Below are 18,002 nucleotides of genomic sequence, written 5' to 3'. Positions count from 1 at the left end.
GCCCCGCCTATTCGGATGTTTCAGCGTTTCCGGCGTCCGCCGGAAACTGTTTCAGCATTGCATCGACGATCCTGGAAAAGCCCCTCGACTTCGATGACTTCACCACGACCGCATCCCCCGGCCGCACCGCCGCCAGAACGAGAGGAAGCAGTTCGTCGGTCTGCGTCCGATACTCGAACTTGATTCCCTCCGGCATTGCTTCGGCAAGCGCCTTCATCTCCTCGCCCCCGAGAAAGACGCGATCCGCGCCGGAATCTACCAGAAGCGCGGCAAGATCGCCGTGCAGCTTGCGGGAATGCGCGCCAAGCTCCAGCATGTCGCCGAGCACCGCTATGCGCTTGCCATTGTCGGCAATCTCCATGGCCTTCAGCAAGGAGAGCGCTGCCTTCATCGAGGCCGGATTGGCGTTGTAGCTTTCGTCGATAAGGGTAAAAGCCCCCCGCGGGTGGCGCAGGCGATGGCGCTTTCCCCTTCCCGCTTCCGCCTGCAAATCGCCAAGCGCGAGCGCCACGGCGGGAATAGACGCGCCGACCAGATCGGCGCAAGCCAGCACTGCTAGCGCGTTCTGGACCATATGGCGGCCCGGCGCGCCGACGCGCGCCAGGATCTCTTTGCCGCCGATCTTGGCGGCCAGCGTCGAATGATCGGAGTGCAGTTTGAAGTCGATGAGCCGATAGGTCGCGCGGGCATGTTCGCCGAAGGTGGCGATGTTCTTCACCCCTGCCGAAATCGCATCTTTCTCCAGCGTCTTCCAGTGCGAATCGTCGCGATTGATGAGCGCCGTACCGCTCGGCACCAGACCCTCGAAGATTTCGGCCTTGGCCTTGGCGATCTCCGTCAGGTTCTTGAAATGGCCGAGATGGGCCGCCGCGATCAACGTCACCAGCGCCACATGCGGCCTGACCATCTTCACCAGCGGCCTGATTTCGTCGGCATGGTTCATGCCGATCTCGAATATCGCATATTTGCAATCGGCGGGCATGCGCGCGAGGCTGAGCGGCACGCCCCAATGATTGTTGAACGACTTGTCTGAGGCATGCACGCTTGCGATGACAGAAAGGCAGTGACGCAGCGCTTCCTTCGTGCTGGTCTTGCCCGCCGATCCGGTGACGGCGATGATCTTCGCCTTCGAGCGCGCACGCGCCGCGACAGCCAGTTTCTCAAGCGCTACAAGCACATCCGGCACAACGATCATCGGCAGGTTCAGCCTGCCGAGCGCGGCGAGCTTCGCTTCGGCGACCACGAACAGGCCCGCCCCGGCGGCAATTGCGGCGGTGATGAAGTCGTGCCCGTCCTTCGAATCGCCCTTGATGGCAAAAAAGGCGTCGCCATGCTTCAGGCTGCGGCTGTCTATAGAAATACCGTCAACGCCTTCGGGCATCGGGCCGAGCGGCCTTCCGTCCATGGCCGCTATGAGTTCATCGGCGGTCCACAGATGCGTCATACGGGCCGCTCTCCCAGCGCCTTGCGCAGTTCTTCATGATCGGAGAACGGGAAGGTCTGCGCGCCGATGGTCTGGCCTTCCTCATGGCCTTTGCCCGCAACGATCAACGTATCTCCCGACTTGAGCATGGAAACCGCCTCACGGATGGCCTCGCGGCGGTCGCCGATCTCGATCGCGCCCGGAGCAGCCGCCATGATGGCCGAGCGAATGTCGGCGGCAACCTCGGAGCGCGGATTGTCGTCCGTCACGATGGCGATGTCGGCAAGGCGTGTCGCGATCTCGCCCATGATGGGGCGTTTGCCACGGTCGCGGTCACCGCCGCAACCGAACACGACGATTACCCGGCCCGTCGTAAAGGGGCGCACCGAATTCAGCACATTCTCCAGCGCGTCGGGCTTGTGCGCGTAATCGACATAGGCGGGGGCGCCGTTCCGCGCCGTTCCCACCAGTTCGAGACGGCCGGATGCGCCCTTGATCTTGTCGAGCGATTTCAGCGCCTTGCCGGGCGAAACTCCGGTGGAGATTGCAAGACCGGCAGCGACCAGCGCGTTGTAGATCTGGAAATCGCCCGCAAGCGGCAGGTCGACCTCGTAGATGGTCCCGTCAGCAGCGATCTCGGCACGCTGCCTGTAACGTTCATGCTCGACCCGCTTCAATTGCAGGAAACTGCCGAGTCGCCCGACCGTGCGGACGTCGAGACCGGCGGCGCGGGCGGCCTCGATGGCGCGTGCCGAATAGGCATCGTCGGCAAATATGACGGCAGGCGCGCGTTTGGGCAAAAGCGTATCGAATAGACGCAGCTTCGCTTTGAGATAGTCGTCCACCGTGGGATGGTAATCCATATGGTCGCGACCGAGATTGGTGAAGCCCGCAGCCGCAAGCCGCACGCCGTCCAGCCGCCGCTGGTCGAGACCGTGGCTCGATGCTTCCATCGCCGCATGGGTTACGCCCGATGCGGCCAGTTCGGAAAGCAGCTTATGCAGCGCGACCGGGTCGGGCGTCGTCAGCGAGCCGTAGTCGTCGCGTCCCGGCGCGACAACGCCCGTTGTGCCGATGCTGGCGGCGGCAAGGCCGCCCTGCTCCCAGATCTGGCGCGTGAAGGAAACCACTGATGTCTTGCCGCTCGTGCCCGTCACGGCGACCATCGTGGCGGGCTGTTCGCCATAAAAGCGCGCGGCGGAGAGCGCCAGCGCCCGGCGGGCATCCTCCACCCGAATGGCGGGCACGGACAGACTGCCGAGGTCGGCACCGCCAGACGCCACGATTGCAGCCGCGCCGCGTCTGCCCGCATCCGCCGCATAGGCAGCGCCATCCGCCTTTGAACCCGCGACCGCGAAGAACAGCGCGCCCGGCACAACCTGACGGGAGTCGGCAGTTATGCCCGCAACATCGAAAGCTCCCGGAAGGGAGTTTTCGGTCGGCAGCACCCCTGCAAGTTCAGAAAAGCGCATCAAGTCGCTCGCAAGTCAGTAAAATTCTCGAATCATTCGGAGGAAACCAGAGTAACAGCTTCCTCTTGGCCGAAATCGGGCTTGACGCCAAGCATCGACGCCGAACGGCGAATAATGTTGGCGACGATAGGCGCCGCGTTGGAACCTGCGGTTGCACCCATGCCCGGCTTTTCGGGTTGCGGCTCGTCTATGATCGACAGCACGACATATTGCGGATCGTCCATCGGGAACGCGGCCAGGAAGGCGTTGAACCGCTTGTTGCTGGCATAGCGTCCATTGACGACCTTCTCCGCCGTGCCGGTCTTGCCGCCCACCCGATAGCCCGGCACCTCGGCCTTCTTGCCCGACCCTTTCTCGGCGTTCAGCCGGTAGAGGTAGCGCATGTCCTCGCTGGTCTTTTCGCTCACCACCTGCGTGGACGCCGCGATCGCCTCGTCGAGCGTGCGCGGCAGGAATGTCGGCGACATCAGGCGCCCGCCATTCATCAGCGCGACCGCGCCGACCGCTGTTTGCAGAGGCGTCGTCGACATGCCGTGGCCGAAAGCGATGGTGATTGAATGCACCTTTTTCCAGACCTTCGGCTCGGTCGGCTTCGCCACTTCGGGAAGCTCGGTCTGCATGCGGTCAAGCAGGCCCATCCTTTTCAGAAATTCACGATGCCCCTCGATGCCCACCACGTCGGCTTCACGCGCCGAGCCTATATTGGACGAGTAGATAAACACTTCCGGCACGGTGAGGATGCGATTCTTGCCGTGGAAATCGCGGATCGTGCGTCGGCCGATGGTGATGGGACGCCGCGCATCGAAGGTGCTGTTGAGATTGACCTTACCGGAATCGAGCGCCATGGCCGTGGTGAAGCTCTTGATGGTCGAGCCCATCTCATAAAGGCCCGCCGACATGCGGTTGAGCTTGTCCTTGTCCTGCGCATCGACAGGATTGTTCGGATCGAAGTCCGGAACCGAGGCCATTGCGACGATTTCGCCGGTCTTGGCATTGATGACGACCGCGCCCGCAGCGATTGCATGGAACCTTTCCATTGCGTCCATGGCTTCGTTGCGCACGATGTGCTGGACGCGCAGATCGATTGCAAGCTTCACCGGCTTCAGATCGGCGGGGGTTGCGAGACCGGTTGCCTGAAGGTCGGCAAGCCCTTGATCGTCAATATATTTCTCCAGCCCGGAGATGCCCTTGTTGTCGCGGTTGGTCAGCCCGACAATGTAGGAGGCGGTCCGGCCTGCCGGATAGAACCGACGGTTCTCGGTGCGAAACCCGATGCCCGGAAGCCCGAGCTGCATGATGTCGTTCTGCTGGCGCGGCGAAAGCTGGCGGCGCAGCCAGATAAAGCCCTTGCCGCTTTTCAGCTTCTTGTAGGTATCCTCCATCGGAAGATCGGGCAGCACGGTCGCGAGCTTTTCGATGGTCTCGTCCGGATCGATGATCCGGCGCGGCTCGGCGAACAGGGAAAAGGTCTTGATGTCCGTTGCCAGCACCGAACCGTTGCGGTCCACGATATCGGGACGCGAGGCGGTGATGTGAGGCGCGGGACCGCCATCGGCGTTCGCATCCTGGAGCCCGAAATAGATAAGCCTGCCGCCAATCGCCGCGTAGAACGCAAAGAACGCCGCCATCGCCATGCGCGTGCGGTTGCGCGAGCGCCCGCCGGACGGCCTGCGCGTCGCTTCAAAGACCATCCCGGCGGAAGTCGTGCCTCTACCCGCGGAAAGCCGCTTCCTCAGCCAACCGATCATTGCGCGATGCTCCCTGTGGTCGTCTGGTCCTGCGCGGGCTTTGCCGTCTGGCCAGCGAGAAGGTCCTCGACCTTCAACTCCTTCTTCGGCACCTCATCGATGCCCACGATCCGCCTTGGGTCAGAAGGAACGAGGTTCAACTGGTCCTGATAGGTTTCAACAAGCTTCTGCAGCCTCGCAGGCTGCGTCAGAAGCGACCAATCGGCCTTGAGGATCGCGATGGTGTCCTGCTCATAGCGAATCGAGCGCTCCAGTCTGTGAACTTCGCGCAGCCGGTTCTCGGCATCGTGCTTGGTCTTGTAGGTCAGTGCCGCCGCCGCAACCATCACCGCAATCAGCACTGTGTCAGTGGTACGAAACAAGGACTACATCTCCACCGTTTGCCGAAGTTCGGGAAGCTTCGGCAGATCGAACAAGGCAAGGTCCGCCGCACGCGCCGGAGCATCGGTGCGAATTGCGGCGCGAAGCCGGGCCGAGCGCGCACGGGGATTGGCCGCGATCTCCGCCTCGGTTGGATTGCGCGCACCGCCGTGCTTTTCGAACGTCACATCCCGGCCTGCCACTTGCGGAAGATGGCGCGATCCCGATGGGGCCTCGCTGCGGTCGGCGATGAAGCGCTTGACGATACGATCCTCCAGCGAGTGAAAGCTCACGACGACCAGACGCCCGCCCGGCTTCAAAATGCGCTCGGCTGCGAGAAGGGCGCGCGCCAGTTCGCCCAGCTCGTCGTTGACATAAATGCGCAGCGCCTGAAACACGCGCGTCGCGGGGTGGATCTTGTCCTTCGCGCCGCGACCGATATGGGTGGCAATGGCGTCGGCAAGGTCCAGCGTACTCTCAAACCGCCGCTTCTGCCTGCGTTCAACGATCATGCGCGCGATACGGCCCGCATGCCGTTCCTCGCCGAGGAAGTTGAAGATGCGCGCCAGGTCGCCGGTCTTGTAGCTGTTCACGATATCGGCCGCGGAAGCTCCTTCCCCGGCCATGCGCATATCGAGCGGCCCATCAGCACGAAAGGAAAAGCCGCGCACCGCCTCGTCGAGCTGCATTGATGAAACGCCGATGTCGAGCACCACGCCATCCGCCGCCTCGACATGCTCCCCCATGGACGAAAAAGGTGCTTCCACAAGCCGCAACCGACCTGCCGAAGATGCCGCGAGGCTTTGACCGGCAGTAATTGCCTTCGGATCGCGGTCGAACGCAACGACCGACGCGCCTGCATCCAGAATGGCACGCGTGTATCCGCCCGCGCCGAACGTCCCATCCACGATCAGTTCGCCGGCCTGAGGGCTAAGCGCGTCTAGCACTTCACGCAGCAGCACGGGAATGTGGCGCGCATGTTCAGCCGACGGCGCGGTCATGCGGGCACCTTGCCGCCGCATGCGATTGAAGCGGCGCGAGCCGGGGATGGGCTTGCCATCTGCGTGTTCAGTTCGAGTGTGCGCATATGCACGGCAGGCCATGAGGCTTCGATAAAATCCGATTCAAATTTGACAGGCGCGTAGCCAAGGAAAAGGCCCGAACCCGAAACCAAACCGCTTTATGCTCCATTAAGGCTAACGAACGGTTATTGGGCGGCATTCGATTCAAATCTACATCAAGCATCTGCGCCGCTGATCGGGCACGCGAATAGCCTGACTCAAAATCCCCATTATGCTGCATAACTATATGATTACATTTACATTACTAAGGTGAAATTGCCAGCTGGCCTGTAAGCCGGGTTCTGTATGGCCCCGCCTGAGGCGGAACGTGGCGGCCATTCATCTTGGGCGCATATTGCGATGCGCCTCACGCAACCAACCCGGACAGCGGGCTGAAACCGCCCCGAAGGTTTCCCTTCTTGCCGTCCCTATTCGGTCTTGCTCCCGGTGGGGTTTGCCCTGCCACGGCTGTTGCCAACCGCGCGGTGGGCTCTTACCCCACCCTTTCACCCTTTCCCACGCAGCGCGGCCCGAAGGCCGAAACGCGAAGGCGGTATACTTTCTGTGGCACTATCCCTGGGGTTGCCCCCGCCGGACGTTATCCGGCACCGTGTTCCATGGAGCCCGGACTTTCCTCACGCGCGGCCTTGCGGCGCTTGCGCGTGCGGCCGCCCGGCCAGCTGGCAAGCCGTATTAAGGGCGGGAGCACCCCTTTTGCAAGAGCGCTGACATGATGTCAGAGCCCGGCGATCAACTTCGTCACTTTGGCGCAATAGGCGGATGAGGTCGGGTTCATTCGTGTTGCCGCATGTCCCGCATTGTATTTGAGAATTGTTCCGCACGTACTCCCGTCGCCGAGTTCCCTGGCCATCGAAAGATACTTCATTCCGAAGCGGATATTCGTTTCCGGGTCGTGGAGGCCGGCCACCGTGCCGCCATAGCCCAGCATGCGGGCCGTGGCCGGTTTGATCTGCATCAGGCCGATCTCCCCTGCCCGGCCAACGATGCCGGGACGATAATTGCTCTCGACCTGGATGACAGCATGAGCCAGCGGCAGCGGCACCTTATATTCAGAAGCATAGCGCGCAATGATTGCGCTGTAGGCCAGGGCCTCTCCCGCGCCCCTCGCCGCACCTGCAGCGGTTATGGCGGCGGTCGTCATTGTGTCGAGGCCGCGAGGGGCGCGGGCTCGCACCGGCTTCCGGGCTTTACGCTCTCGCGCGACGAGTGCGACCTCGGCCTTCTTCCGCGAAGGCTTCTCCACGCGCTTTGCCGGAGCGGCTTTTGCAACGACACGCGTGAGGCTTCCCGCGCGATCCATGGGAAGTTCCCCGGCTTTCGCGGCAACAGAAATCACGCCGGCAGCAAGCGCTGCCGCTACAAACATCCGAATTTTCATTGATACCTTTTCTTTTTTTGGGGCGCGCCGCTCTTGTCGAGTCCTGGCGTTGTCGGGCCTCGTATCGCTCCGCACGAAGCGACACAGTGAATGCATCGGCCTGTGCGGGTGAATTCAGACCCGAAAGTGACGCGAACAATCACAGTTTATTTCAGCGTGAAATACTACGCGACATCCCAGTTCATGCAATTCGGCAGGGATCGGATAAGCTTGAGCAGGGTCGCGCCGGTCGAGCGGTCGACCAGACCGTCGATAAGCGCGGGTCGGAAGTGACGCTGAAATGCGGTTACGACGGACTGCGTCTGCCGGTCGAATTCCATGCTGATTTCGACGGAATACCCATACATTCCGAGCATGGATTGCAGCGTCTGGACCCTTATTCCGCGATCACCGGGTTTCAGCACGGGCCCGATGCGAATTGGCTCGGGCTCGACGAAATGGCCGAGACCGTGGCGCGCCAGCCTTCGCCAGTCGAACTTTTCGCCGGGGTCGACCTTGCGGCCGGGTGCGACGTCCGAATGCGCCAGCACGCGCTCGGGCCGCATGGCGTAACGCGCCACAATGCCGCAACACAGACTGATGACGCTCGCCATCTGCGCCTCGGGAAAGTCCCTATAGCCGAACGCATGGCCGGGATTGACGATCTCTACGCCGACCGAACAGGAATTTATGTCGGTAACGCCACGCCAGAAACTCTTTCCCGCATGCCAGGCCCGATCCGCCTCCCGCACCATTTGAATCACGCGCCCGTCTTCATGCACCAGATAGTGCGAGGACACTTCGCTGGCTGGATTGCAGAGCCATTCCTCCGCGCCAAGACCCGTCTCCATGCCGGTATAGTGCAGCAGGATCATATCCGGGGCCTGTCCATTCGCGCGCGGGCCGAAATTGGGCGAAACGTGCACCTCCGCTCCCGGATGCTCCGCGACGAAACCCGTCATGCCGCCTTTCGCTCCCGCTCGATGAACTCGAACGCCGCATTGATCGCGGAAAGCCTGCGCGTCGCGATAGCGACAAACTCTTCGGGCATGCCACGACCGATCAATCGGTCGGGATGATTTTCCGCAACCAGCTTGCGATAGGTGCTGCGAATATCCTCGAACGGCTTCGAACGGGAAACGCCCAACACCACATAAGGGTCGGCCTCGCCCAGATCGAGATGCCTCGCCACGATGCTGCGGTAGTGGTCATCCCCGATCCCGAAGATTTCGGCGATGCGGTGCAGGAAGCGGTCTTCGCGCTCGTGCAGAACGCCGTCCGCCTTCGCGATGTGGAACAGCCCGTCGAGAATGTCCTCCAGCACCGCGCAATTCTGTCCGCCGGTACCGCAAAGCCTTGCCACCTGCTCGGCATATGCCTCGAAGCCCGCCGTATCGGCCTGCGCCAGTTCGTAGAGCCGCGCGACGTTGCGCAATTCCTTGTCCGGCGCTGAGAATATCTCATGAAACGCACGGATTTCATCCTGCGTGACAACGCCGTCGGCCTTCGCCATCTTCGCCGAAAGCGCAATCATGGCGACCGAGAACGCGACCTTGCGGCGCAATTCGGGATCCCCTCCGAATGCCGTGCGCACGGCGGCGACGACGGACGATGCGCCGGTGCGCACAGCCGCCGAAGCACGCGTGGCGAACTCGCCGAGTTTCTGCCAGATGGACATGGCGTCTTATTAGTATCAACTGCCCGGCAATGATACCCGCCCCGGCACAAAACGGGGAACGAAACGCGTCAACGCAAAATCAACCATAAGTGCGGCATATGCCGATATCAGCATCGTGACTTTCGGGCGCTTTGTCTGCATAATGGCCCAATATTCATTCGGGGACGGGATGTCTTTCAACTCGAGGTGGCGGATCGGCGTTGTTCTGGCGGCGGGCATGTTGAGCGCCTGCTCGACGGTCGACGACCTCATGCCGGACGGACAATACAACGCGGTCGCAACCGGACCCGTCACCGGCAGCATCGCAAAAAGCTTCCCGCGCTTCGGCGACAATGACCCGCACGACTGGCAGGCCGAAACGCCGTGGCAATATGCGATCCACGGCACCGACGTTTCAAAATACCAGCCCGACATCGATTGGCAGGCGGCGCGTTCGAGCGGCATTTCCTTCGCATTCGTGAAGGCCACTGAAGGCGGCGACCGCGTGGACGACAAGTTCCGCGACCACTGGACAAACGCGCGCGTGGCCGGCGTGCCGCGCGGAGCCTACCACTTCTACTACTTCTGCCGTCCCGCCGCCGATCAGGCCGCATGGTACATCCGCAATGTCCCGCGCGAAAAAGGCGCGATGCCGCCCGTGCTGGACATGGAATGGAACCCCGATTCTCCCACCTGCAAGATCCGTCCCCCGGCGGACAAGGTACGCAGCGAGATGAAGATCTTCCTCGACATTGTCGAGCGGCACTACGGCAAGAAGCCCATCATCTATACTTCGATCGATTTCTTCGACGACAACAATCTGTCGACCTTCCGCGGCTACCGATACTGGTTGCGTTCCGTTGCCGGTCATCCCAGCGAGAAATACGGGAGCCATCCATTCACTTTCTGGCAATACACCGGAACAGGCGTGATCCCCGGGATTCGCGGCAATGCCGATATCAATGTGTTCAACGGCACGCACAGCGAATGGAAGCGCTGGGTGGCGCAAAACGCGCATTGACGGTCCGGGTGCGCAGGCCGCGCTTCTGCCCCATCACATTTTCGTCTCAAGTGCCGGGCAACAGCCGCGCAATGTGTCGCAAAGTTCAACTTTCGCTCTTGGTCGCCGCCGCTGTCGTGGCGGCGTCGCCTTCGCTTGCCCAGCAGTGCGGCGGCGATTTTGCCGAATGGAAAGCCGCGATGCATGCCGAGGCGCAACAGGCAGGCGTGGGTCAAACCGGGCTTGCGGCGCTCGACAATGCGCGCATCGATCCGGATGTGCTGAAACGCGACCGCGCCCAGAGCGTTTTCTCGCAGAGTTTCATCCAGTTTTCCGACCGGATGATTTCCGACTACCGATTGAAGCAGGGTGCGGTCAATCTCAAGAAATATGCGGACGTTTTTTCCCATGCTGAACAGGAATTCGGGGTGCCGGGACCGGTTATCGCCGCATTCTGGGCGCTGGAGACGGATTTCGGAGCCGTGCAGGGCAATTTCGGCACGCTGAACGCGCTCGTCACGCTGGCACATGATTGCCGCCGCCCCGACCTGTTCCGGCCGCAGATCGTGCCGCTGCTCAAGCTGTTCGACACTGGAACACTGCCCGTGGATGTAAAGGGTGCATGGGCGGGAGAAGTTGGCCAGACGCAGATCCTGCCCTCGGACTATCTGTTGCGCGGCATCGATGGCGACGGCGACGGCATGGTCGACCTCCGCAACGACCCTGCCGATGTCATCATGACCACCGCGAACAAGATTCTCTCCCGTGGCTGGAAGCGGGGCCAACCCTGGATCAAGGAAGTGCGGGTGCCCGACACCTTGCCCTGGGACCAGACCGGGCGGGAAAACAAGCTGCCGCTTTCCCAATGGATCGGCTGGGGCGTCACCGACCGCGACGGCAAGCCGCTCGCCGACAACGGCCTCAATGCGGGCCTCAATGCGGGCCTCGTGCTGCCGATGGGCCATCAGGGCCCGGCCTTTCTGGTTTTCGACAATTATGACGTGTATCTGCAATGGAACCAGTCGGGCATCTACACGCTGACCGCAGCGAACCTTGCCGACCAGCTTGCAGGCGCACCGCCTTTCGAAAAGCGCCAGCCGACCGACGCCCTTTCCTTTGATGAAATGAAAGCATTGCAGACAAAACTCGAAGCGCGCGGCTATGATGTCGGCACAGTGGACGGCGTGCTTGGAACGAACACGCGTGAAGCCGTCCGGCAGGAGCAGATGCGCCTTGGACTCATTGTCGACGGATGGCCAACGCAGGAGTTGCTGCGAAGCCTTTGATCTACAAATCGGTCGCGCCGGCCATGGTTTCGAGGCTCGCAAAGCCTTCCGGCGCGTCTCCCTCGTCGAACGGCGTCGTGACTTCCACGAAAGTGTCCGGATAAAAACCGTTGAACCGCGTGCGCAGCGATAGCGAATAGGCGCCGATATGGCCGATTTCGATCCAGTCGCCAGTGTGCACGGATTCCGGCAGCCAGAAGGGACGTGACAATATATCGACCGAATCGCAGGTCGCGCCGCAGACGCGGAACGGCACGATCTTCCTGGCTTCACCTGCCCTGCTCTTGATCGCCGGATCGGGTATGTAGCGTGCGGGCAAGGTGATCTTTCCGGTCCAGCTATCCGAAAGCGACGCCCAGATACCGTCATTGATGTAGAGGCGGCGACCTTTGCGCAGCAGGACCCGGACGATCAGCGAAAACGCCCTTGCCACGATCACACGGCCCGGTTCGGCGACGAGCGGAATTTCATCGAACCCATATTCCCTGAGATCGCCGCGCAGGCGCGACATCAACTGCGCGAGCGAGGGCATGGGCGGCTTCCGGCTGTTCGGATCGAGCCCATATTCGGCCGGGAACCCGCCTCCGACGTCCAGCCCGGCAATGTCGAAGCTCAACCTGTTGCGCACCCAGTCGGCGGAAGCCAGCGCGCGTTCATAGGTGTCGGGGTCCTCGATCTGGCTTCCGACGTGGAAGCACAGGCCAACCTTGTATCCGATCTTGTTCAGCCGCTCGCTGATCTCAACGGCATGGGCCGGGCCCGCACCGAACTTCTTGGACAGTTCGTAGGCTGCCTGTCCTTTCGTCTGAACCCGCACGAAGACCGTCACCGATGCCGGGTCGATGTCGAGCGCGCGCACGATACGGGTGAGCTTCGCAACCTCGTCTTCATGGTCCACGGCAAGCACCCTGATGCCATAGGTTTCCAGTGCAAGCCTGATGTCGGACTGGGCCTTGACCGGATGCATATAGATCATTTCGGCCTTCGGTGAGACGGACCGTACCGCCTGGAACTCGCCCGGCGAGGCGACATCGAAAAGCGTCACGCCTGCATCCGCCAGGGTGCGCAAGACCAGCTCCTCGCCATTTGTCTTGACCGCATAGGCTGTTCTGCCCGGGAACATGTCCATGAAGCGGCGCGCATCGGCCTTCAGCACCTCCGGCCTGAAGCAATAGACGGGCGAATCTGGTCGTAGCGTCAGGGCCGCATCACGCGCATTTTCGAATCGCTGCATTCAACACCTCGAAATTGGCCGAACCCTATTTGGTTTGAGGCACGGACGGAACCACCGAAACATGTCAGCATGATTTCTGTTTTGTCCCAAATCGGGTGGCAGCAAAAGGAATCAGGCCATACGGGAACAGCGACAGCTTCAGCAGGAAAACATCATGGCCATCGCGCAATCGGCAACCTCGCCCTCCATGTCCGCCCGGGACTGGAGCCTGTTGCTCCTGCTTGGTGCGATCTGGGGCGGTTCATTCTTCTTCGCACGCGTTGCGGTAGCCGAAGTCCAGCCGCTCATGCTCGTGCTCCTGCGCGTCGGCATCGCCGCCATTGCCCTGCAACTCTATCTGCTTGTCGCAGGCCCCTCCTTTGCACCTGCCCTTGCAAAGACCGTACCCTTTTTCGGCCTCGCATTGCTCAACAACGTCATCCCGTTTTCGTTGATCTTTGCCGGCCAGACCCAGATGGGAGCAGGTTTGGCGTCGGTTCTCAATGCAACCACTCCCGTTTGGACACTTATCATCGCGAGCCTTCTGTCGAGCGACGAGATGCTCACCTGGAACAAGGTCGCCGGAATATTGCTCGGCATCGCCGGGACCGCCGTGATGATCGGGCCGGGGATCGTTGCCGGATTGGGCGGACCGGTCTGGGCAAAATTCGCGCTCGTCGGCGCAGCACTTTCCTATGCGTTCGCTCTGTTGTTTGCCCGCAGGTTCTTCGTCGGCGTCCCTGCTCCGCTGGTTGCCGCAGGCCAACTCACGGCCTCCACGATCATCATGCTTCCGGTCGTATCGGGGCTCTACGATCCATCGCCCTTGCTGGCGGTCAGCTCATCGGTTTGGGCGGCAGTGCTTGCGCTGGCGCTCCTTTCAACGGCCTTTGCCTATATTCTCTTTTTTCGCATCGTGGCATCGGCGGGCGCGACCAATGCCTCGCTCGTCACGCTGATCGTTCCGGCAAGCGCAGTGTTGCTTGGCGCGGTATTTCTGGGAGAAAGGCTGGAGTCTTTTGAATTAGCCGGCATGGCGTTGATCGGTCTAGGTCTGGTCACCATCGACGGTCGTCTGTTCACACGCCTTTGACCAGTCGGTCAAAAATTTTTTCACGGAATGTTTCGGGCTGTTATGTTCTTGGAACTAAACACGAAATGGCCGGAATGGGGTCGCATTTTTCACAATCCTGTCGCAATGCAGCATATTTTGCGCTTGCCCGGCGCCAAAATCCTCCTAGATTCCGCGATGTAGCTCTTTAGTTGAGGAGGCTATGCATGGGACTGACAAGGCCACTTAACGCTCTCATGTTTTGTGCTGCTTTTGCATTCGTGGGCGCCCTCATAATGGGTGTCCTGCCCTAAGCCCCGAGAGCGGCGCAACTATCTCAGGCACAACGACAGTTCCAGAAGGCCGGGTTTCAAGCCCGGCCTTTTGCTTTGCCCTGTATTCAGGCGGCAGCGGATGTCAGATCGGCACCATCGCGGCTGGCGGCTTGCGGCCTGACGCCAATCATATGGCAAATGGCAAAGGCAAGGTCGGCGCGGTTCATCGTATAGAAATGGAAATCACCTACGCCCCGCTCAATGAGGTCAAGGACCTGTTCGGCGGCAACCGCCGCGGCCACCAGCGCATGAGTCTGGGGATCGTTTTCGAGGCCCTCGAAGCGTTCACTCAGCCACCCCGGCACATGTGCTCCGGCGCGCGCTGAAAAATTGCCGACCTGCTTGATGTTGTGCACGGGAAGGATTCCCGGAACGATCGGAATGTAGATTCCGGCCCTGCGCACGCGCTCCACAAAGCGCTCATAGAGGTCGTTGTCGAAGAAGAACTGGGTGATCGCCCGCGTTGCTCCTGCATCGACCTTGCGCTTCAGCATGTCGATGTCAGTGGCAAAATCGGGACTTTCCGGGTGCTTTTCGGGATAGGCCGACACGGATATGTCGAAATCCCCATGGCGGCTGATTGCGGCGACCATCTCGGCGCCATTGGCGTAGCCGTCAGGATGCGGCTGATAGCGCGTGCCGACGCCCGCAACAGGGTCCCCGCGCAAAGCGACGAAACGCTTCACGCCGAGATCGACGAACTGGCTTATGACGCCGTCAGCCTGCTCGCGCGAGGCGTCGATGCAGGTCAGGTGTGCCGCAGGCAGAAGCGAGGTGTCCGACAAGATGCGGCCCACCGTGCGAGCCGTGCGCTCGCGGGTAGACCCGCCCGCGCCATAGGTAACCGACACGAAATGCGGCTGCAAGGGTTCCAGCCTTTTCACAGTGCCCCAGAGCCGCGCCTCCATCTCGTCCGATTTCGGCGGAAAGAACTCGAAGGAAACCTTGATGCGGTCGCCGAGATCCGGGCGGCGCGAAAAGCGGGATTGAGACATCAGGCGGTCACTCTTGCATCATGGTTGGCGATGGGATCGGCAATCAGAAGGCGCTCGTCGCGGCCAAGCCAGAGCTTGACGGTGAGCTTATCGTCACTCGGCTGGGCGGGCGAGAAGGACTGCACCTCCTCCATCCGCAGACCAGCCGCCTCGAACCACTCCCGCATCTGCTGGTCGGAGAATCCGAGGCGCTGGTGGGCGTGCTTGTCACGCAGGACCTCGAGCGAATGCGGCGCGAAATCCACCACGATCAGCCGACCGGCGGGCCGGAGCATGCGCGCCGCCTCGCGCACCGCGCGCGCCGGATCGTCGAGATAGTGGAGCACCTGGTGCATCGTCACCAGATCGAATGCGTTTCGCTCGATCTGGGCGGCGAAAATGTCGCCCTGGCGAACCTGCGCATGGGTGACGCCTGCGCGGTCAAGATTGGCGCGGGCCACCGCCAGCATTTCGCGTGAAAGGTCTATGCCGACGCCCCGCGTGTAACATGGAGCCAGAATCTCCAGCAGCCGGCCGGTCCCGGTTCCGAGGTCCAGCATCGACTGGAAAGGACGCTTTCCGATCAGCTTCACGAGCGCGGCCTCGACGGCCTTGTCCGGCACGTGCAGCGAACGAAGCTCATCCCACCTTTCCGCATGTTCGGAGAAATAGAGCCGCGCCGCGTCCTGCCTGCGCCGCTTGACGTCGCCAAGCCGCTCAAGGTCGCGCTGAACCTGCGCGTCGGCATCATCGATGCGCCCGACCAGCCCTTTCACGAATTCGCGGTCGTCCTGCATGTCCGTCAGCCGGAAGAACGCCCACGATCCCTCCTGGTAGCGGTCGATCAAGCCTGCCTCCAGCAGAAGCCGAAGATGGCGGGAGACGCGCGGCTGCGACTGGTTCAGGATTTCGGTCAGGTCCGAAACCGTCAGGTCCCCATGCGTCAGCAACACGAGAATGCGCAAGCGACTGGATTCGGCAGCCGCCTTCAAGCTATCAACGACCCTGTTCAATGTGACGCGCATGGCGAACCATCCACAAAAGACATAAACATATCTTTATGTGAAACGAGAAGATGATGCAAGTGACGACTGAGCAAAGAGAGGGCGAAATCTCGCTCGACTTCGATCCGGCCAAACTGCCCGGCGACGGCTATGTCGTTTTCATCGGGCGCATTCGCTCGCCATGGCTGGACCGCGAGACCTGTCCCAAGAACGTAGCGGCGGCGCGTGACACAAAGCAGCCCGCCACCGTAGAGGTCGATCCGCGCTGGCGCGAGGGGCTGACCGGGCTGGAGGGCTTCAGCCACATCGTGGTGCTGACCTGGCTTGATCGGGCGCAGCGGAATCTGATTGTGCAAAAGCCGCGCCATGCGCCCGATTCGAAAGGCGTTTTCGCGCTTCGCTCCCCTGCCCGGCCCAATCCCGTCGGCCTTCATGTCGTGCGTCTGCTGGCGCTGGACCGTGACAGGGGCACCTTGACGCTGGAAGGCATCGACGTGCTGGACGGAACGCCGGTCATCGACATCAAGCCCTATTACGCTTCGACGGACTCCGTACCCGATGCGAAGCGCGCGGATGGCAGATAGTGGCAACGCAACGCCAGCGAGCGATTGCCAAGGCGCTGACGGCACTCCTGCCCTGGGCGCCCTATTCGGAAACGGAAGTCATCAGGAGCGAGGCCAACTCCGTTCATATGAAGAGCCTGCCGCCCTCGGTCGCGGTCTGGCTAGCCACCGTCGCGCATGTTCGCCACCAGCATACCGACTATGACCGTCTCCTCGATGAAGGCTACGACCGGGAATCAGCGCGCTTCTTCGTGATCGACAAGACCAATGAGGTGCTGACGCATTGGCGCGCGACGCGCCTTCTCGACCCCGACGACGAGGAGATTTAGGCTCGTTTACATCATCCTCATCAGCGCGCCGCCGATGGAATATCCCGCGCCAAATGCGCAGAGCAGCCCATAATCGCCGGTCTTCATGTCCTCATGGTTTTCCTTGAGAGCAACGATTGCGCCAGCAGCAGCCGTGTTGCCAAGCCTGTCCAGCACCATCGGCGCGCGGTCATGGCCCACCTCTTCCCCGAAGGCGAGCTTGAGGATCATCGCATTCATGCGGGCATTGGCCTGATGCAGCCAGAAACGGCGCATGTCGTTCGGCGTCAGGTCGTGATGGGCAAGGAAATCCACGATGAATTTGTGGCCGGCGACCGTGACCTCCTTGAAAACCTTGTTGCCCACCTGCTTGATCAGGTTTCCCTCAAGCCTGATGAGGTATGGGTCTTCCTGCTCCGAGCGCGTCAGAAAGCCGAGATTGTTGCGGATATTGGAAGAAAGCTGCGTCCATGTCCTCGTATCGATCACCTCGAAACGACCGGAACGGCGGCCGTTGCGCGGCTCGACCACCATCGCGACGGCGGCGTCTCCAAAAATAAAATGTGTCTGCCGGTCACGGAAATCGAGCGGCGACGTGACGATTTCGGGCACAACAACAAGGATGCGCTTCTGTCCGCCGGATCGCACCATATTGCAGGCGACGTGCAAGGCAGCCGCAGCCGACGAACAGCCCAGCCCCATGTCGAAGCCTGCCCCCGAGGTCCCGAGCGCATTCTGAATTTCAATCGCAATCGCCGGATAGGGCCGCTGGTGATGCGACGCGGAACAGATCACCAGGTCGATGTCCTGCGGCCTGCACCCGGCATGCTCGATCGCGCGGCGTGCCGCCGCGATGCCGAACTCGGCTTCCACCGAAAGCGCTTCGTCTGGGCGCGGTGCAATGCGTGGCGCCATGCGGGCCGGATCGAGCACACCCTCACGGTCGATCATATGCCGCGTGCGAATGCCGGAGGCATGCTCGATGAACTCAGAGGAAGACTTGGCCAATGGCTCCGCGCCTGTGCCCTCGCGCCGTGCGTTCTCCTGATCGACCCATGCGTTGAAACTTGCGACAAGCTCGTCATTGGTGACAACCGCTTCGGGAATTTCCACCCCGATGCCGCTGATGATAACGCGATTCATGAAGGTCTTTCTTTCACACGCGCGAC

At 61.5% G+C, this 18,002-nt stretch carries 17 protein-coding genes and 1 other RNA gene; 5 read left to right on the top strand and 13 right to left on the bottom strand.

What is annotated here, in order from left to right; all coding sequences use genetic code 11:
• Positions 1-7: 7 nt before the first annotated feature.
• The 9 genes from M9924_13385 to M9924_13345 all read right to left on the bottom strand — a co-directional run bounded on the left by M9924_13385 (position 8) and on the right by M9924_13345 (position 9,120).
• Complete coding sequence (locus M9924_13385; GenBank protein MCO5065389.1) at positions 8-1,444, bottom strand: UDP-N-acetylmuramoylalanyl-D-glutamyl-2,6-diaminopimelate--D-alanyl-D-alanine ligase; 1,437 nt, start codon at positions 1,442-1,444, stop codon at positions 8-10.
• Positions 1,441-2,895: a UDP-N-acetylmuramoyl-L-alanyl-D-glutamate--2,6-diaminopimelate ligase gene (locus tag M9924_13380; GenBank protein MCO5065388.1), complete on the bottom strand. Its 1,455-nt coding sequence runs from the start codon at positions 2,893-2,895 to the stop codon at positions 1,441-1,443. The genes M9924_13385 and M9924_13380 overlap by 4 nt, the downstream gene beginning before the upstream one ends.
• 32 nt (positions 2,896-2,927) lie before the next feature.
• Complete coding sequence (locus M9924_13375) at positions 2,928-4,643, bottom strand: penicillin-binding protein 2 (GenBank protein ID MCO5065387.1); 1,716 nt, start codon at positions 4,641-4,643, stop codon at positions 2,928-2,930.
• The gene (locus M9924_13370) at positions 4,640-5,005 is read right to left on the bottom strand and encodes a hypothetical protein (protein MCO5065386.1); all 366 of its coding nucleotides are present in this window, start codon (positions 5,003-5,005) and stop codon (positions 4,640-4,642) included. The genes M9924_13375 and M9924_13370 overlap by 4 nt, the downstream gene beginning before the upstream one ends.
• 3 nt (positions 5,006-5,008) lie before the next feature.
• Entirely contained in the window at positions 5,009-6,004 is a 996-nt protein-coding gene (gene rsmH, locus M9924_13365; GenBank protein ID MCO5065385.1) for a 16S rRNA (cytosine(1402)-N(4))-methyltransferase RsmH, read from the bottom strand.
• A 335-nt stretch (positions 6,005-6,339) separates the two neighbouring features.
• Positions 6,340-6,748: RNase P RNA component class A (gene rnpB / locus M9924_13360), an RNA gene on the bottom strand.
• 52 nt (positions 6,749-6,800) lie between these two features.
• Positions 6,801-7,451: a transglycosylase SLT domain-containing protein gene (locus M9924_13355; protein MCO5065384.1), complete on the bottom strand. Its 651-nt coding sequence runs from the start codon at positions 7,449-7,451 to the stop codon at positions 6,801-6,803.
• A 176-nt stretch (positions 7,452-7,627) separates the two neighbouring features.
• Positions 7,628-8,404: an N-acetylmuramoyl-L-alanine amidase gene (locus M9924_13350; GenBank protein MCO5065383.1), complete on the bottom strand. Its 777-nt coding sequence runs from the start codon at positions 8,402-8,404 to the stop codon at positions 7,628-7,630.
• A complete protein-coding gene (locus M9924_13345) occupies positions 8,401-9,120 on the bottom strand; it encodes a DnaJ family molecular chaperone (protein ID MCO5065382.1) in 720 nt (239 codons plus the stop codon). The genes M9924_13350 and M9924_13345 overlap by 4 nt, the downstream gene beginning before the upstream one ends.
• A 169-nt stretch (positions 9,121-9,289) precedes the next feature.
• Here M9924_13345 and M9924_13340 point away from each other — a divergent pair, with 169 nt between their 5' ends.
• Together M9924_13340 and M9924_13335 are read left to right on the top strand one after the other, a co-directional pair.
• The gene (locus tag M9924_13340; protein MCO5065381.1) at positions 9,290-10,120 is read left to right on the top strand and encodes a glycoside hydrolase family 25 protein; all 831 of its coding nucleotides are present in this window, start codon (positions 9,290-9,292) and stop codon (positions 10,118-10,120) included.
• A 71-nt stretch (positions 10,121-10,191) separates the two neighbouring features.
• On the top strand, positions 10,192-11,385 hold the full coding sequence (locus M9924_13335; protein MCO5065380.1) for a lytic murein transglycosylase: 1,194 nt from the start codon (positions 10,192-10,194) through the stop codon (positions 11,383-11,385).
• Position 11,386: 1 nt separating this feature from the next.
• Here M9924_13335 and M9924_13330 read toward each other — a convergent pair whose 3' ends face one another.
• Positions 11,387-12,619: an alanine racemase gene (locus tag M9924_13330; protein MCO5065379.1), complete on the bottom strand. Its 1,233-nt coding sequence runs from the start codon at positions 12,617-12,619 to the stop codon at positions 11,387-11,389.
• A gap of 154 nt (positions 12,620-12,773) precedes the next feature.
• Here M9924_13330 and M9924_13325 point away from each other — a divergent pair, with 154 nt between their 5' ends.
• Positions 12,774-13,691, top strand: coding sequence for a DMT family transporter (locus tag M9924_13325; GenBank protein ID MCO5065378.1), 918 nt, complete (start codon positions 12,774-12,776; stop codon positions 13,689-13,691).
• Positions 13,692-14,049: 358 nt separating this feature from the next.
• On the opposite strand, the gene metF is transcribed toward M9924_13325, so the two are convergent.
• Positions 14,050-14,979, bottom strand: coding sequence for a methylenetetrahydrofolate reductase [NAD(P)H] (gene metF, locus M9924_13320; GenBank protein ID MCO5065377.1), 930 nt, complete (start codon positions 14,977-14,979; stop codon positions 14,050-14,052).
• Positions 14,979-15,983, bottom strand: a complete 1,005-nt coding sequence (locus M9924_13315) for a metalloregulator ArsR/SmtB family transcription factor (protein MCO5065376.1) — start codon at positions 15,981-15,983, stop codon at positions 14,979-14,981. The genes metF and M9924_13315 overlap by 1 nt, the downstream gene beginning before the upstream one ends.
• A 53-nt stretch (positions 15,984-16,036) precedes the next feature.
• Here M9924_13315 and tsaA point away from each other — a divergent pair, with 53 nt between their 5' ends.
• Positions 16,037-16,546 carry a tRNA (N6-threonylcarbamoyladenosine(37)-N6)-methyltransferase TrmO gene (gene tsaA / locus M9924_13310; GenBank protein MCO5065375.1) on the top strand — a complete coding sequence of 170 codons (510 nt, stop codon included), beginning with the start codon at positions 16,037-16,039 and terminating at the stop codon, positions 16,544-16,546.
• A complete protein-coding gene (locus tag M9924_13305; protein MCO5065374.1) occupies positions 16,546-16,854 on the top strand; it encodes a DUF2293 domain-containing protein in 309 nt (102 codons plus the stop codon). The genes tsaA and M9924_13305 overlap by 1 nt, the downstream gene beginning before the upstream one ends.
• Positions 16,855-16,860: 6 nt before the next feature.
• Here M9924_13305 and M9924_13300 read toward each other — a convergent pair whose 3' ends face one another.
• Positions 16,861-17,976 carry a beta-ketoacyl-ACP synthase III gene (locus tag M9924_13300; GenBank protein MCO5065373.1) on the bottom strand — a complete coding sequence of 372 codons (1,116 nt, stop codon included), beginning with the start codon at positions 17,974-17,976 and terminating at the stop codon, positions 16,861-16,863.
• Positions 17,977-18,002: the final 26 nt, after the last annotated feature.

The sequence above is a fragment of the Rhizobiaceae bacterium genome, from assembly GCA_023953835.1.
GTDB lineage: Bacteria > Pseudomonadota > Alphaproteobacteria > Rhizobiales > Rhizobiaceae > Mesorhizobium_G.
Note: the sequence above shows the minus strand (reverse complement) of the source record. Positions and strands in the feature narration are given on the sequence as shown.